General features: G+C 58.6%; 2 protein-coding genes. One reads left to right on the forward strand and one right to left on the reverse strand.

Going from position 1 to position 19,049, the window contains the following annotated elements; genetic code table 11:
- Nucleotides 1–21: 21 nt before the first annotated feature.
- Entirely contained in the window at nt 22–567 is a 546-nt protein-coding gene (locus PSR62_RS17670) for a hypothetical protein (RefSeq protein ID WP_274404321.1), read from the reverse strand.
- Nucleotides 568–1,023: 456 nt separating this feature from the next.
- Here PSR62_RS17670 and PSR62_RS17675 point away from each other — a divergent pair, with 456 nt between their 5' ends.
- A complete protein-coding gene (locus tag PSR62_RS17675) occupies nt 1,024–19,014 on the forward strand; it encodes a GEVED domain-containing protein (RefSeq protein WP_274404322.1) in 17,991 nt (5,996 codons plus the stop codon).
- Nucleotides 19,015–19,049: the final 35 nt, after the last annotated feature.

Genomic DNA, 19,049 nt, shown 5'->3' on the forward strand with positions numbered 1-19,049 from the left:
AGCTGGGCAACTCATCCCTGCTCATGCGTCCTCTTTCTGCTTGCCCTTCCCTTTTCCCTTTCCTTTGCCTTTGCCCTTCCCGTTGCGAGCTTCTTTGGCAGCGGTCATTTGCTTGCGGGCTTGTTCGGGCAACGCGGCCATCTGCTCGGGGGTTAGCATCCCCGCCACTGCAACTCGCAGTGCTTTCGCCGCTTTCTGCTGCTTGGCGATCCAAGTCTGTTCTTCTTCGCTGAAGCCTTCCTTCAACTTGGCGGCCATTTCTTTCCCCTTCAGGCCAGCCTCACGCGCCGCTTTTTGAGCCTCGGTGCGTTTCTTCATCAACTCGGGGGTCAGCCCCTCCTCCTTCAATTCCTTCATTTGGGCGACGAAGCTCGTTTTGGCTTCGTTCCACTTCGCTTTTTGCTCGTCAGTCAACTCGACTGTTTCAAGCGTCTTGCTGAGGTTCTGGGCCATCCAAGCGCCAGCAGCTCGGTTTCCAGCTCGCTTTTTCTTTGCTTCGGGTTTGTCATCCGCCGTCGCCGAAGCAGCCAAACAAGCAATCAAGGCCAACGCAATCAGGTGTTTCATCCGAGTTTCTCCGAGAGGGGAAGGGTTGTTGGGGAGGATTTTACCCTCACCGAGCCTCAGCGGGGCCATCCATTCCTCAAAACCGCTCCAAGCGGACACGAATTTCTCTCTGGAGTGAGCTGGGAGACGCCTCAAAAGCATTCGGGAACTTTTCTGTCTCATTTTGCATCCAACGCCAGGTGAAAGTCACTGAAACCGGATGACCGTCACGACCGTCACGCAGCGACATAAACCCTGCCATAACAGCGTTTTTCGTTGCTTTGCGAGGCACCCCAAGTAAACTCGACCCCCGCGGCAAAGCCCTTCTTACGCAGCCGCTGCACCTTACCCAAACTGCCAAAAACGAGAGTTTCCTCTGACTTTGGCATCCATTTTTGCAACTTCCCCCGCATCCTGCTCCGCCGCCGACCAGCCCCAAATTGGTTTGCCACGAGCGGCACGACGAGGCCAACACTGATGACGATCGGTACCCCGGGCAACTCTTCCAACATGCACAACGCCAACGAATCGGCCGCTAAGCGGCGTGATGATCGTCGCCGCCGCAGCGGATCCTCCTTGTTTGGAGGTCAAACGCGACGCGGAAAGACCCAACGAGCCAAATTGGAACGACGCCTGCAGTCGCAATCGCTCGAAGCCCGTCAATTGCTGGCTGGCCCTGAATTGGTCGCGATCCAGCCCAACGCTTCCGAGCTGATTGACAACAGCAGCACCATTCGCAACGTCAATGGTGTGGAGTTGCTCAACGTTTCGCCCAACGAGCTGACTTTCCGATTCGATGACGACTCATCGATCGATCCCTCCACACTCGGAACGGCTGACAATCCGCTGGCGATCAGCGTGACCCGCGCCGGTGAAGACGGCGGGTTCGAAGCGGCGACGGCCGTGACGGACTTCAGCACCAGCGGCAGTGTCCTGCTGGAATTCCGCTCCGCAGCGGCTGGCGTCAGCGGCAACGGCACCACTGTCAATGTGACGGGTTCCGTCCGATCGTTGACCACCGCTCCCGTGATCATCACGCAAGATCCCGAGAACAAAACCCTCAACATCGACCTGAACGCGAACCCCAGCCGCCAAGCCACGGTTCGCGATCTGACGTTGGCACTTCAAAACTACAACGCCACCCAGCGCAACCTGAACCGTGACACGGTCGCCGATGCGTTCCAAGTCAGCGGACCGTCGTCGACTCCGATCGGACAGTCGGTTGCCAACAATCCGGTCTCGCTCACGCTGTCGGGCGCCAACGCCGCACAAACGGTCACCGACCTCGGGCTTGGAAATGCTTTCAGCACCAAGCTCGTCGCCAAGCAATCCGGCGTCGGTGGGCAAGGCATCACGGTCGTGATTCAGTCGCGTGACTTTGGTGGCCGCACTGACCCGTTGGTTTCCGTCAGTGGCAAAACCATCACGGTTCAAATCAACCGCAATGCGAGCAGCCCCACGACCGTGGGTGAGTTCATCGAAGCGATCAATGAGACTCCCACCGCTTCGGAATTGGTCACCGCGTCGCAAGAACGTGGCAGCACCACACAAACGATTGGCAACTTCGCAGCGACCTTGCCACTTGCTGGTGCCACCGACACTCCCGTCAACGCGGGCTACATCGGCATTGGCAGCAACCCCAACGAAGTCGTCTTCCGCTTCGCTGAACCGCTTCCTGATGATGCCTACCAAATCGAAATCTTTGGTGCCGGCGATCGCGCCCTGCGAAACCTTGCCGGCGAAGCTTTCAATGACGGCGTCGACTTCGCCGTTCCATTCATCCTGAACAAACCACCGCAGGTTTTGGCTGTGGTTCCGGAGCCCATCGACATCGACAACCAAGGCCAACGCACGCCACGGTTGAACATGATCGATGTGTACTTCACCGATGACGTCAGCGTTGCGAACTTGGCTGCCCAGCCAGAATTGTTCCAGCTGATCTTCACTCGTGACACGGTCTCGGGCAATGACGATGTGCTCTTCACACCCAACGCAATCTCCGCGATCGCTGGCAAACCCAACGCGGTTCGTTTGACGTTCGATGACTTTTTGAATGACGGCAACAGTAACTTCAGTTTCTCGGAAGTTCCTGACCTGACGCAGCAAACCAATCCACCGATGCCGGTCGATCAATTGCCCAAGATCACGGGTGCGATTCGATTGAAAGTCGGCAACGACAGTGCCTTGCCCATGACGCCCGGCAACGTCTCGGTTGCATCGGACGCCGGTGACAGCTTCGACACCGCAGCGGTCATCAACAGCTTGACCGGTATCGGCCAAGGTCAAACGGCAAGCGTTCGTCTGACAGGCGGCGAGATCGACAATCCCAATCCAAACGATCCGCTCTACACCCTCGATTTCCCCGGCGGAACCGACTACCAAGGCGTTCGCAACATTCGTGAGGACGACCCCAGTCGTCTGGAACGCACCGTTCCCTTGGATGTGTGGCGACGCGGTGCCGACACGTACGATGGTGTCACAACGGCCTACTACAACTTCCCTTCCAGTTGGTTGGGTGACAATCCTAGCAGCAGCGGCTTGGATCTCGACAAAACCTACATCAACCAGATCACCGAAGAACAAAAGCAACGTGTTCGCGAAGTCATGTCGCTGTTCAGCGAATACCTCGGCGTTCAGTTCGTTGAAATCGGTGACACGGCCTCCGGTGCGGTCACCAGCATTCCATCGGGCAGTCCCCTGTTGAGCATCACCCTGGGTGAACTCTACGGCAGCGTCGACGACAACCTGACCGTCAACAGCGCCGTCGGTGGTGTGACGCTGGACACGCGTCCGCTCGACATCAACGGTCAAACCTATCTGGGAATCGATCCCAATGCGGCATCCATCGGTGACCGCCAACTGTTGGTCATGGACTCGCAGGACTTTGACGCCAGCGTCGACGATCAAACCGGCGGTGAGTTCTTCCGCGGTGCCTTCCTCGGTGTGGGCCAACTGCTGGGTTACGGGTACTCCGATCACCTGCCCCAACCCGTCACCCAATCCACCGGATCCGTCCTGGAAGGATTGAACCCTGAGTCACCCGACGTGGTCGACACCTCGTCGCAACTGAGCGATGACAACGAAGCGTTGTTCCCCAGCCCCTCGGACATCGTCAACGGACAATACCTGTTCCGCCCCGAAGCCAACGACATCGACTTGTATCGATTTGAGTTGACCGAACCGGGCAAGTTGACCATTTCGACGGTTGCACAACGCTTGAGCCTTTCCAGCACGCTGGACACAGCCCTGCGGTTGTACAAACAAATCGGTCCAGATGAGTACATCGAAGTCGCTGCCAACGACGACTACTTCAGCGATGACTCTCTGATCGAAATCGACATCCTGGAAGCCGGCGACTATGTCGTTGGTGTCAGTGCGTCTGGCAACACATCGTACAACCCTGTCATCACCGGAACCGGCATCGGTGGCGTGAGTGAAGGAACGTACGAATTGGTGATGTCGTACGAAACGGGAGCGGCCAGCAATCTGCTCGACACCCCGGTCGGTGGGACCGCTGCGCAACCTCTCGACGGCGACGCTGATGGTCAACCCGGTGGCGAATTCAATTTCTGGTTCAACCCAACCAACCCGGATGCCGTCATCTACGTGGACAGCGTCACGGGCACCAACCTGCCCGACCGCAACTTCACAACCAACGATGTCAATCAGTTTGACTTGTTCGTCACGATGGGCACCCCGACGAAACCGGTTGCCGAAATCGACGACGCGATTCGCTTGGCTGAGTTCCGCCTGAACAACGGTGGCACACCTGTCACTAAGATTCGTGTGATCGGTGGCGGCAGCTACGAAATTGGTCGTTCGGCATTTGGAAACGCATTGAAGGACGGATCCAGCCTCGATGTTCCCCAAGACATTGCCTTGGTCATCGATGGCGGTTCCGAATTCAAGATGTCCCGCAGTCGGATTGGCGTGGGCAGCACCACGGAATCCGTCGATCGCAGCAACTCTTCGATCCAGATCCTGGGCACGCCCTATGCCATGGTTGAGTTTGTCGGCCTGAACGGACAAGTCGGTTCCTGGGGCGGCATCGATCTGCGTGGTGACATCGACTACGCCGACGACAGCAAAGTCAACATGGAAGACAACGCGGTCTTCCTGAACCACATCCAGTACGCCGACATCCAACACGGTGGCGGTTCCGTCTCGGTGGACGGCCAAACCCTGACGATCTCGCCGATCGAATTGGCCGATGTTCGCGCCACGATCCTGAACAACCAAATCCGCAACTCGGCTCAAGCCGCGATCGCTGCGACGCCAAACACCTTCGCGGAAACTCGTTTCGACGAATCGCAGTACCAAAACCAAGTTGAGCCGGGCGCGACGAGTCCCTCGTACTTCACCAGCGATGTCACCCGCATCGGGCCCCACATCCGCGGCAACGTGCTGACGAACAATTCCATCAACGGCTTGCAAATTCGGTTGCTGACGCCAACCGGCGGCGACCTGCAGTCCCTCGATGTCAACGCACGCTTTGACGACACGGACATCGTTCACGTCCTGACCGAAAACCTGCTGATTGAAGGCAACCCCGGTGGCGTGAACGCGGCCAACGAAGCCCCCAGCGTTCTGCTGGTCCGGACCGCCGCGGCCACAACGCCAGCGACTGCCGACGGTTTGGCCGCCGGAAACTACGTTTACCGCATGACCTTTGTGGACCAGAACGGTTTCGAATCCACCCCGAGTGACACGACTTCGCCGGTCACGGTTGGTGCAGCCGGTTCAGTCCAATTGTCTGGTCTGCCAACCGTCACCGCCGATAGCGAATTCGCAGGTCGTCGTCTGTACCGCGCGACCGTGGACGCCAACGGCAACCCAGGCGAATTCCGCTTGGTCGCTCGCCTGAACACAGATGACTCGTCTTACCGTGACTCAACCGCGGAAGGCAGCAACATTCTCAACCCGAGCATCATCGCCGGGACCTTGCTAGCCGGAGCCAGCGGTTCCATCCAAACCAGTTCCGTCCCCAATCCCATTGGCGGCGGAACGGGCATGGTCGAACCCGGCCAATACGTCTACCGATTCACATTCGCAACGGCTGACGGAACCGAAGTTGGACCGAGCAGCGAATCGCAAATCATCGAAACCATCGACGAAGGCTCGATCACCGTGTCGGGCATTCCCGCCGCACCAGCGGGCAGCGGATTCGCGTCCCGGATCGTCTACCGAGCAACGGTTTCCAGCAACGGCACCGTGGGTGAATACCGCCAGGTCACCGTCCTGAATGCCACCCAAACCTCCTTCACGGATGCGGCCTCGATCGGCACCGATCGTTTGGATCTGTTGACCGTCACGGCACCTTTGCAAGCCCGAGCCGGTCGCCTCGATCCAAGTTTGGTGATTGATCCAGGCATGATCGTCAAACTCGACGGATCGCGAATCGACGTGACTTTCGGAGCTCATCTGTACGCCGAAGGCACGGCCAAAGAACCGATCATCCTGACCAGCCTGAATGATGATCGCTATGGAACCGGCGGCGCCTTCAACACGAACAACATCGCCCAAGGCACCAACGACGGCGAAGACAACTTGCAAGCCGGCGATTGGTCGGGCATTTACTTGGCATTCGGTGCCGACGCCTCGTTTGACCACGCTGTTTTGGCCGGTGGCGGTGGAACCTCACGCATTGAAGGTGGGTTCGCCAGCTTCAACGTGCTGGAAGTTCACCAAAGCGGTCTGCGCGTCGCCAATTCGCGATTCGAAAGCAATGCGGATGGCCGCGGATTCCTGAACGACAGCGGCAACAACACCAACAACCCGAACGACCCACGGGAAGAACGTGTGGGACGCGTCAACAATGCCAGCGGCACGGTGTTCGTCCGCGGTGCACAACCGATTCTGGTCGACAACGAATTTGTCGACGGCAGCGGCCCAGCGATGAGCTTCGATGTCAACAGTTTCTCGTGGCAAGAAGTCAGCGACCCAGGTCGTTCGACCGCGAGTCGTGACTTTGGCAATGGAACCGTCATTGAAGACAGCCTCAATCGCTACGAGATTTCTGGCAACAGCGGTCCGTTGATCGTTGGCAATGCAATCGACTCCGCCACTGTTTCCGACGAAGACGTTGCCGCCGGCACCGTCACCGCTGGACTGAATGGCTTGGAAGTCCGTGGCGGGACCGTCGCCACCGAAGTGGTCTGGGACGACACCGACATCGTTCACATCGTTCGTGACATGATCGAGATCCCCAACCAACACATCTACGGTGGGTTGCGTTTGGAAAGTGACGCTCGTGGTTCGTTGGTGGTCAAGTTCCAGAACCAAGATCTCGACGTCGAAGATGTCTTGCTGCGTCGCCAAGCTGGCATTGTTGCCGGTGGCACACTGCTGACCGCTGAGAACGAAATGCTGGACATTGCCAGTCGCATCGGCGGCAGCCTGCAGATCGTCGGCCAGCCTGACTTCCCCGTGGTCCTGACCAGCCTGCTTGACGACACCGTCGGTGCCGGATTCACCCCTGACGGAATGGCCAACATCGACACCGATAACAACGGTGTTCGTGTTGACGCGGATGGCAACCCGATCTCGATCCTGACCAGCGACTCAGGAAGTGGTCAATCCACGCCTGCGTTGTTGCCACTGGGCCAAGAATACGATCGCACGGATCGAACGGAAGTCGACAATGGCACCACCATCGACAACGACATCGACCCTAACTCACCCGGCTATTTGAGCACAACGGTGCTCGGTGGCGGTGAACTGCAAAACGTCGTCGTGACAGGCATCGACCAGAACAACGGCGGGGCCCTCCTGGCTCAGCAAAACTACGCGTTCCTGTACACCACGTACATCGAAGTCACCAACGACTTTGGGACACGCACACGGATTCCGTTGATCAACGCATTTGGCCCCACCGACAATCCAAACCCGATTTTGGTCGGTCCGGACCGAGTCCGCAGCAGCGGCGTGTTCACCGCATTCGGCCGTGACATTCGCTTCACTGCTGAAACCTTCATTGTCAACAACCGCGCGGTTGCCTACACCACGCTTGATTTTGAAACCGTCGACGGTGCCGACTTCTCCGCCGGCAACATTGGCAACATCCGTGTCATCAGTTACTTGGACCAAGGTGTCACCGCCGATGACGCCGATGTGCTGTACCAAATCGGAACGCCAGGCCAAGCCGACTTCCGCTTGATGACCTTGAACGAAACCGCTCGTGTTGGTTTCACCCACGGTGGTGTTTACGAAAACGATTCCATCAACCAGTTCAATGCGTCGTACACCGGTTGGGTCACCGATGACGCGGGCGATTTGCTCAACCGCCTGAACACCGTTCAGAACGGACTGAACTTTGACATCGCGGTCAACCTCAATGGCGACATCCCCGGTGCCTTTGGTCCGGTCGCCGGCTCGGCAACGTTTGACGGAGTCACCAACGGCACCACCGCGATCAGCCAAAACGGGCAACCCGCCGACATCGAAACCGCTCACGTGTGGCAACTCACCGGCGGCACCGACGCAGCCCGTGTCACCACCTTCGTCGAGTGGATTCCATTCGATCCTGCCAACCCTGCCAGCATCACGTTGCCGCAAAGCATCGACGGTGCCGGGTCGTGGGACGGGATCACCATTCGCGAAGCCGCTTCGGACTCGAACGTTTCCATCACCGGCGAAAACGAACCGGGCAATGTTGGCAACAGCGACACCAACGCCACCCCAGCCACATCGCAGTACCTGGGTGAATTGGCACCGTCGATCGAAGCCGGGGACGAATCACGCCGCGTGGGTCTGATCGTTGAAGGCGAGATCAGCAGTCGCGGCGATGAAGACGTTTACGCGTTTGTTGCCGAAGCCGGCACACAGGTTTGGTTGGACATCGACCGTACCAATTCCAACCTGGACACGGTCATTGAATTGATCGACGCCAACGGCAACACCTTGATTCTTTCGGACGATTCCTTGGAAGAAGCCCGTCAGATCGAGGAATTGCTTTCCGTTGACCCGACCGACCCCAACGCTGCCGCACGTCGTGCCGCTCTGCGTGAGGAAGTGGCACGTCGAAGTGGTGGCGGTCTGAATGGCTACGACATCGATCAAGTGCTCGGCTTGGGAACCACGTTGGTGGATGCCACCGCCGACGACTCCATGTTCCAAGACAACTATTCGACCAACCCACGCGATGCCGGCATGCGGATCATCCTGCCGGGCACCGTGGGACAGCGTTTGCTGTATCACATCCGTGTTCGCAGTGGCCTGACCGACGCCGCAGAATCGGTGACGCTGGCCAACGGTGGCGGATTCTTGACCAGCGGCGATTCGCTGGGCAAAGGCCGCACGACCGGCAGCTACCAATTGCAAATCCGATTGGGCGAAGACGATGTGTTCGCAGGAACTCAGGTACGCTACAGCGACGTGCGTTTCGCCACCAACGGGATTCAAGTCATCGGCGGCCCGATGCACAGCCCCTTGTCAGGCACCGATTTCGAAACCGAATCCAACAACAACACGCTCGCTGACGCTCAACGTTTGGGACTGTACGACAACCAGTACACCTCCGACGGAACGATCACGACCTTGGCCGATGGAAGCATCGTCATCAACCGTGATTCCGGTGGGATCGACCGTGTCGACATCGACCTGGACAACCCCGCTGGCCCCTTGTCCAGCGATCGATTGGCCACCAACATCTCGGGAACGTTGACCGACGGCGGCGACGTCGATTGGTTCGAATTCGACATTGATTACCAACAACTCACGCGAGATGACGCGGCGTTGTATCTGGCAACCATTTTCGACCTCGACTACTCCGACGGGTTGGCTCGCGCCGACACCGCCCTGTACGTCTTCAACTCACTCGGTGAGCTGGTTCTCATCGGCGGTGACAGCAACGTTGCCGACGATCAAACTTCGCCTGGCACCGGTTACGACCCATCCGATCTTTCGCGTGGTTCATTCGGCACCGCTGACCCCTACATCGGCTCAGCTGAACTTCCCGAAGGCACCTACTACGTCGCGATCTCCAACCAATCGCGTCAACCAGCCGTGCTGGACCAATTCACCAACCGCAACACCGCCAACCCGTTGCTGCGTTTGGAACCCGTCGACTCGATCCAACGCATTGCGGAAGAGAACTTCGAAGGCTCGAGCTTCTTCTATCCCGGCACCGCGTCCGCACCCGTTCAACCGGTCCTGTTCGACGACAACTCGATCCTCGACTACTCGCTCGACGACGTCGTGTTGTATGTCAACACCGGGTCGACGCTGTTTGTCGTCAACCCCTTCACGGGCGAAACGTACGGCACCATCGGAAACTTCGGCGACGAAGTTCGCGACATCGCATTCACGGCGAATGGTGAACTGTACGCCTACACCGGCTACGACGACCGTCCTGCCGGCGACACGACTTGGACCTACAACCGAATCGACACTGCAACGGGTCAGCTGAGTGCTCCCCTCAGCGTTGGTGCCGGAATCGAAACGTTCCACAACTTGGATGCGGAAACACCGCCCGCCCGGCAGATTCTCGACGAAGCCAGCGATGATGGCCTCGAAGTCGAAGCCATCACGATTCGCGCCCGATTTGGCACGGAAACCGGATTCTTCATCGGCAACCGTCCAACCTTCCAGGACGGCTTGGATTACATCGACAACATCCTCTACGCCTTCAACGAAGAAACCGGGGAAGCGACTGGCCCGGCCTTCGACCTCGCACTCTTCAATGCTGGTGCCGGTACCGACCGTCGCGAAGTGGGAGCGATCGACACATCGATTCCAGTTGGCAACCAAGACACTCAGTTGGGCATCGCCGATGCAACCGCCAACAACGCCAATGGCTTGCCCGTTGCTCGGTTGTTCGACGGTGACACATTCAGTTTGACCAACGGAACCGAAACCGAGACGTTTGAACTGAACCAAGGCTTCACGATCCTGGCCGCTTCACCGGCCAACGCTTTGACCGGAGCAACACTCGCCAACGCTGCGATCCCGATCGCAACGGACACGACGTTGGATCCTGCCAGCATCCTCAACAACACGTTGCTGACCGTCGAAACGCCTGGCAATGCTCCCGTGACCTTCCAAATCACGGATTCCACTGCCGCGATCCCACCCGGCAACATCCGTGTGCCCCTGGATCGCAGTTCCGACGCCGTCATCTTCATTGACACCCTGGCATCGGTCATCCGTCAGCAAGGCATTCCAGTTTCCGCCAAGGGAACTCAGCTGGCCTTGCCAACCGCGACCAACGTTCAGTTGCTCGGCCCCGGTGCTGTGCCAGCCGACGGGATCGCACTGATCGGTAACAACAACATCACGGCCGGCAACATCGCCGTCACCTTGTTGCCCACCGACACCGCAGAAACGGTTGCCTTCCGCATTTCGCAAGCCGTGCAAGCAGCAAACTCGGGCGGTGCCCTGCCAACGGTCACGGCCACGCCTCAAGGCAACTCACTGGCCATCACCGGTGCCATTGCCAATGTCAGCAGCGTGACCGGAGCTCTTCGTGCGGGTGGTTCGCCCAACGGCGGAACGATCACGGGGATCGAAATGGTCGACAACGGTCTGTACGCCGTCAGCGAAAACGGTGGCCTGTACTTCGTCCCGAGCGGTCAGCTCGGCGGATCGGGCGCCCGGTTCGTTGGCAACTATGTTTCCACCGCCACGGACTTGATCGGGTTGAACTTCACCGGCCTGCGAGCCGGACCGAACAGTGTCGAAGACGGTGCCTACAGCGACATTCTGTTTGGAACAACCAGCAACGGCCGCATCTACGCCTTCAACACGCTGGGCGAATTGCAGCCCATCTTCGCCGGTGGTCGCAACTTCATCGAGACAGGCATCTTCGGTGCGTTGGGCCTGGACTTCAGCACGTTGGACTACAACCTTTGGCACGTCGCCGGGGCACGTGCTGACGATGACGGCCACGGTTACAACCAAACCTTCAGCGACACACGTCCGGGATACACCGGCGGCAATTCGCTGCAGTTCAACTACACCGCGGGTGCGTTCAACAACAATTACAACTTCGGCGAAGCTCCCGTCCAGAACTTTGGCACGGTCAACGAAAACGTTCGCCAAGATGGACAAGATGTCCAAAGCACTTACAACCTCCCTGGTGGTGCCAAGGGGATCGTGCAGTCCAACTCGTTCAGCCTGGAAGGTTACGCATCGGCCGACCTGCCGACGATGTACTTCAACTACTTCTTGGAAACAGACGGCGTTGACGACGACTCCGCCACCGACAACGACGATGACTTGTTCGCCGAAGATCGCGACACCCTGCGTGTCTACGTCATCGACGAAAGCGGCGTTGAGCACTTGGTCGCAACCAACAACGAAACTCGGGGCACCGGCAGCTTCGATGACGAGTTCGATGACCCAGCCGAATTTGGCATCTACGACGATGACATCGACGTGGACGTCCAACAACTGTTCGACAACACCGGATCATGGCGTCAAGCTCGCGTGCCTCTCAACGAGTTCGCCGGGCAAAGCAACCTGGCGTTGCGAATTGAGTTTGCAACGGCTGGCACAACCGCCACGAACACCGCTGAGATTCGCACCGTCGCCGCCAGTGGTTTGACCGACGGTGAAACCTTCACCATCGGCGGACAACTGTTCTCGGTCGATCTCTCGCCAACCATCGCGTTCCCATCCGGAGCTCAACTGGCACAGCTCTTCAGCAGCGGAGCGACCGCGGAAGCGACCTTCACCGTCGACGGGCAAGAATACATCTTGACCGACGGAACTCGCGCCGTTGCCGCCGGACAAATCGAAATCGACGTGACCAGCGGTCAACCAACTGCCCTGGCCACATTGACCGCCGCCGATGTCGCCGCGGCTGTCACCAGCACGTTTGACACCAGCGTCAACGTTCAACGTTTGGTTCCATCGGGTGCTGAACTTGCGGTCTTCTATCAAAACAACCCCGATGAATTCCGCACCGTGTTCCTTAACGGCAGGGAATACTTGCTCGACGATGGTTTCCGTGACACCGCCGATGCCACGCCTCAAATCACGGGCACAATCCTGATTCCAATCGATGTTCTCGCGGTCTACCAAAGCCTCGAAGATGCCGATCCAAACGTCGAACAAGTCGTCGACCTGTCGCAAGCCGACATGGCACTCGTCCTGTCCACCGTGATTGGCGAGACCGACGGAACAGTCGATTACGACCAACTGGTGCCGACTGGCAACCAACTGTCCACCTTGTACTCGGACGTCTCGGAATCGTTCGTCATCGAGATCGATGGCGTCGAATATGTTCTCAACGACGGAACCCGTTCGATCCAAACCGGCCAAGTCACGGTGGCGATCGCGGACTTCGCACGATCGGATATCGGCGCGGAACTGCAAGCCGTTGTGGAACAGAACACCGGCGTTCAATCGGCCCAGTTCACCACCGTTGACAACTTCGACTTCAGTGACCCATCTGACCCCGTCGATCCATTCGGCAACCCCAATCCAGTGGGTGCCGTTGGACGCAACGACCTGTTGTTCCAAGCAACCCCGCTTCCTTACACCGATGGCAACGCCCAAGTCTCCGGACGCGGTACGCTCGGCACGGTCTCCGTCGCTGGCGTCACAAACCTCGGCGACGTGGACCTGTCCAGCGTCGAAGTGGCCGCTGGCACAACGATCACCGTCAGCACCCTTGCCGACAACCCTGGCATTGAACTGAACGTTCGCTTCTTTGATGCCACCGGAGTCGAACTACGCAGCCCAACCGGTGGACTGCTGGCGATTGAAAACACCGCCAACGGAACCATCTCGGTCACCGCGCCCTCCAACGGTGTGATCTACATCGGAATCAGCGGTCCTGAGAATGGCGATTACGACCCACGTGTCTCGGGAACCACCAACGCCGCTCAAGTCGGCGGGTACGCAGCGACCATTTTGCTCAATCCCGAACTGGATGTTCGAGCGAACTCCTCCGTGGTTGAATTCAACGGCGTCGGCTCGGTGTCGGTCTCCACCGGCAGCGGATTGCGAGTCGGCTCGCAAAATGCCCTGCCAGGCATTCCAGTTCAAATCAGCCAATCGGACACGGCGACAGAGGTCGCGGCAGCTCTTCGCCAAGCCCTGGCCAACCGTTTCACGGGCGGCAACGAGACCTTGATTCCTCAAGTTGGATCCGCGGTTCGTCTGCCCAACTTGACGATCAACGACTCGGGGCCATTCGCCTCAACGGCTCAACGTTACGGCGATCGTTTTGGTGCCAATGGCCAAGCCGCGGCTGCCGACAACGAATCCAACGGTGCGTTCATCGACGACATCATCATCGGATTTGCCGAACGCGGTGAAATCGTCACCGCCGCCTCACCCATCGGTCTCGACGAAGACTTCGTCTTGGATCAATCGGTCAACTTGACCACCCCAGCCCAACCGACTCAACCGACCGTCTCAGGTTCCTATCAATTGGAAATCCGCGACGCATCGGAATACGTCAGCAGCGGCGAAGTTCCGGTCTTCACACCGCAAGTCCAACGCAACGCCAACGGCACCAATGTGCTGGTCGTCGTCGCAGCCGATGGGACTCAGGTTCAAGCCAACGCCAATGGCCAATTCCTGGACGGCAACGGAGCCGACCTGGACCTCACCGGATTCACCGGACCGTTCGGGCTCAGCATCGATGACGGCTCGCTCGTCCTCCTGGACGTCTCGCTCGAACCGATCCCTGTTCGCGGTGTTGCCCTCGAAGCTCGCTTCCGCACCTTCGATACCAACGAACGACTCAGCAACGGAATCACGTTGACCGCCCTGCCCGCTTCGGAAATCGAAGACGGGGCGACGTTCACCCTGGCCGATGCCAACACGCGTTTGACATTCGAATTCGACATTTTGAACGACTTCGGTGCCAGCGACGGATTCGTCAGCGATGACAACCGAGTGGTGGTTCGTCTGCCACGAACGGCCACCGCCGAGGAAGTCGCCAATGAAATCATCCGCTTGATCAACTCCAATCAAGTCCAAGCGGTGATCGATGGCAGTGCAGCTCGTTCCAACGGAACCGTGCCACCAGCCAGTGCCAGTTCGCCAAACGCCTTGGTCAACGCGGACAGTCGAATCAACCTGTACGGGGACATCAGCCTTCGCCCTGACACAGCCGGACGTCCCGCGTTCGCGAACATTGAAATCGCTGACCTGCGTGGTGATTCCAACCGCGACAGCAGCGAACAAGGCGTGATCATGATCGAGAACAACCGGTTCTTGTTCAGTTCCAACGCCGGGGTCGACATCAACCGGGACGCCTCCGCTCGCGTTGCTTCCGGCGACTTGCGGGACGCCACCCCATCGATCCTCACCTACGCTCGCAACTTGATCGAACTCAACACCGAGAACTTGATTCCCGGTGTGGTGGTTCAGAACAACCTCATCGCGTTCAACTCCGATGCTGGGATTCGCATCACCGGTTTGGATGGCAACGGCGGTTCCGCTCAGGATCCAGTCGGATTCGATCGAATCATCAACAACACTTTGGTCGGTGGCCCGATCGCCAGCGGTGCGGAACTCGGACCGCAAGTGTTCGAGTCCATCCTGTTTGACCAAGGTGGCATTTCGTTCGCCGACGCGGTTGTGCAAGACACTTTGTCGCTCGGCCCCGATGTCAGCTCCGAATTCACCGATTCCGAAGCGGCTCTGGGATCCCCTGACTGTCACGGCATCGGCCCAGAACCAACCACCGGTCAATTCACCTTCTCGCTGGGATCCGGCGGACAAGCCACGTTCCTGTTCCAAGACAACCTGTTGGTCGGCGACGGAACCTCCGCCGCGGACTTGGTGATCTTCGAATCGGGAACTCCAGAACGCGTTGCCGTTGAGATCAGTCGCGATGGCGTGACGTTCTTCTCCGTCGGCCAAATCTTTGGTTCGGACAACACGATCGACTTGGACTCCTTCGGCTTCGGCCCGAACGATCAATTCGGTTTCGTTCGGCTGACCGATTTGTCCAGCCCAGGCACGTTCGACTTCGGTGCCGCCGGTGCCGACATCGACGGCATCGGTGCGATCTCGACGATCGCTCGCGAGATCTACACACCGGGCAGCCAAGGCATCGTGGTTCAGCAGAACTCGGCCCCGACAATTTTGAACAACATCGTCGCGAACTTCCAAACCGGAATCGCGGTTGCTTCGCCACAAAACAACGTCGCTGGCGACGTGGATGTCTCCGGCGATTTGACCGTCATCGGCGGCAACACGTTCTTCCGCAACGCCAACAACGCGACTGCGGGCAGCACAGGGTTGTTCGCTCAGTTCATCAGCCCGTTCCAACAGATCTTCGTCAACCCGGTCAACCTGGTCTTCACGCCCCAAGCCGGCACGGCCACGATCGACAGCGGCATCAGCTCGTTGGAAGATCGCTCGTCCCTCGAAACGGTTCGCGGTGCGATTGGATTGCCACCAAGCCCGATCATTGCACCGGTTTATGACCTCAACGGCCAACTCCGGATCGACGATCCAAACGTTGCCTCGCCAAACGGCTTGGGCTTCAACGTCTTCGTTGACCGCGGTGCGGAAGAACGCAGCGACAGCGACGGACCACGGTTTGTTGTCACCTCGCCTCGGGGCGACGACCTGTTCAACTTGGCCGGTCAAGCCTTCAGCGTGGGAACGATCCACGACGCGTTTGAAATTCAACTCGTCGATGGAATCGCACCCGCGGACGCCGCACCTGGCGTTGGGATCGATGACTCGACCGTTCGTTCCGAATTGGTTCGTGTCTCACGATTCTTCTCCGACAGCGACGAAGTGGAACTGTTGTCCGAAGGTGTCGATTACCGATTCAGTTACGAACCCGGCGACAACAAAATCCGCTTGACTCCCATCGGAGGCGTGTGGCCAAACAACGCCACCTACACCGTTGAATTGCTCGGCAGCACGATGTCCGGCGACAACGTCGGTGTGTTGAAAGCCGAACAAGGACGGGTTTACGCCGATGGGGCCACCACCCAAATCGGCGACAAGATCTTCGAAGCTGACACCGGCATCGGGCTCTCGATCCTGCCGAGCGAACTGACTCGTCTGAACCCAATCACGAACCTCGTCGAATCCAACATCGACGGGCAAGTCGTCACGATCTTCGATGGAGTCAACGAGGTCACGTTCGAGTTCGACACCGAAGCGATCGCCAACGTCGCCGATGGAAACATCGCCGTTCGTTTGCCCGCCGCGGCAACTGCCGAACAGATCAGTGACATCTTCGCTCGTGCGATCAATGCCTCGGAATTGCAACTCGTTGCTGTTCACATGCAAGTCGAGGACGACGCCACGATTGAAACCGGCCGTCTGCAACTCCTCGGTGCAACCGCGGCCAGCGAGAACAGTTACGTCGCCTTTGAAACGGACAGCTTCCTGCGTCAAACCAACCATGTGTTGGATGTCACGCTGTTGATCACCACGACCAATGGTGTGAATGACTTCGATGGCCAGCAAGTCTCGATCTTTGACGGCCAACAAGAACTCACATTTGAATTCGATTCCAACGGTGCGGCCGCGGCCAACGCCGATGTGGTGGTTGCGATCCGAACGGATTCGACTGCCCGCCAAATCACCGCTGAATTGCTCTCCGCAATCAGCACCGCGGGATTGAACGTCGAAACATCCGGAGCCACAGGCAACTTCCGAATCTCCGGCACCAACGGTCCGATCGCTGTCACCTCGCTGACGAATTCGATCGTGGTGGAAGGCAACAGTGAAATTGGCACCTCCTTCGGCTTTGGCATCATCGTGCCCACCGAAGAAGGCAGCGTTTCCTCGACGCTGGCCGACGGCCAAACCTTCACCATCTCACGTGGCACCGCAGAAGCCGTCACCTTCGAACTCGACTTCGACGGATTCCTCAACGATTCCACCGCGGTTGCCGTTTCGATCACCGGTGGCGGATTCGGTGGTTCCACGCCGGACCAGGTCGCCAACGCATTGGTGGCGGCCATCTCGGCCAACGTCGTCGGGCTCACCCCAGTCAACATTGGCGGCGGCCGCGTGACCCTTGGCGGGGACGATCAATACAGCCTGAACATGGCCAACACCTCGTTGGCACAATCCGGCTTCGCGGGCCAGCCCGCTTCGATTCCAGTGATCGTGCCGTTGGACGATGTCCGCAGTGCAGTCGTCACCGGGCTGGAGCAATCCAGTGCCACGAAGTTGGCTGCGATTCAGCCGATCATCGACATTCTGTCGTTGTCGCAAACCGGTGTTCAGCGTGTTGCTCATCTCTACGGCGAAGCCATCTCCGATGCGTTCGCGACGGAGATTGCGGCCGGGGACATCGTGGTTCAACAACCTGACTCACGCATCCTGATCGAAGGAGCCACCCTGGTTCGTGGTCAGTCCGTGATCAGCGATCGCATCACCGATGAAGTGGGCAACCAACTGCTCGCAGGCGAAGCAATCATCTTCGTCGGCAGCCCGCTCGACTTCGGCGACGCCGCCGACTCGCGGACACCTGTCGATGTCATCGGCAACGGCCCACGTCACGTCATCACCGAAGGCTTCCAACTCGGCGACCAAATCACCGCTGACGCCGGCGGAGTCGACAACGGATCCGGAACCGCAGACTCCAACGCAGACGGCGACGATGGCGTCGCAATCTTGGGTGCGATGCGTCCTGGGTTCTCGACCCAGTTTGTCATCGATGTCCAATCGCCAACGGTGGGCGGGATCACACCAGCCTTCTACTTGGACGCTTGGTTCGACTGGAACGGCGACGGAACCTTCGACGCAAGCGAAGTCGAACGCTTCGGCAGCATCGGCTCGGGCGTGGCTCGGGTCATTGGAACGGGCGGCACCACCGTCAACATCAACGTTCCGTCCAATGCGGTCACCGGCGAAATTCAAACTCGCTTCCGCCTGTCCAACGAAGCGGGACTGGGATCCGGCGGCTTGGCTCAATCGGGCGAGGTCGAGGACTACACGTTCACGATCAACAACAACCCTTACCAAAACCCGTCGTTGATCCAAGACGTCAACGCCAGCGGAGCGATCACGCCACTCGACGCCCTGTTGATCATCAATGCGATCAACGCCGCCGACGGCGACATCAACTTGGCAAACATTCCTGCGGGAATCACCTTGCCTCAGTACCCCGATGTCAACGGCAACGGTGTTGTCTCGGCGTTGGACGCTCTGATCGTCATCAACCGACTGAACGAGTTGACCAGTCCTGGCCAAGACCCAACCGGTGCCGGGGAACCCCTCCTCGCGTCGACGTCTTCGACCACGGTCGCCTACTCGCCGGTTTCGGATGGTGTTCTGGCGTCCACTGCCACGATCGCCTTCGACCCCACCTCCCGCAGCAACGACGATTCCCGGTCGTCCGAAGCGGCTGGGGAACCAATCGTCGAAGCAGCCTCCAAATTGGTGGCGGATGCCTCCAGTGTGTTTGATTCCGCTGCCGTGATCAGCTTGGACGATGTGGTGGAAACCCTGGCAAATGATCGCGATCAGGCCGACCAATCCGAGGAATCGGAAATTTCGGCATTGGACTCAATCTTCGCGTCGATGAACTAATCGTCGCGAAGAAAACCTCTGGTCAGAAATCAATT

This window comes from Rhodopirellula sp. P2 (assembly GCF_028768465.1).
Classification (GTDB): domain Bacteria; phylum Planctomycetota; class Planctomycetia; order Pirellulales; family Pirellulaceae; genus Rhodopirellula.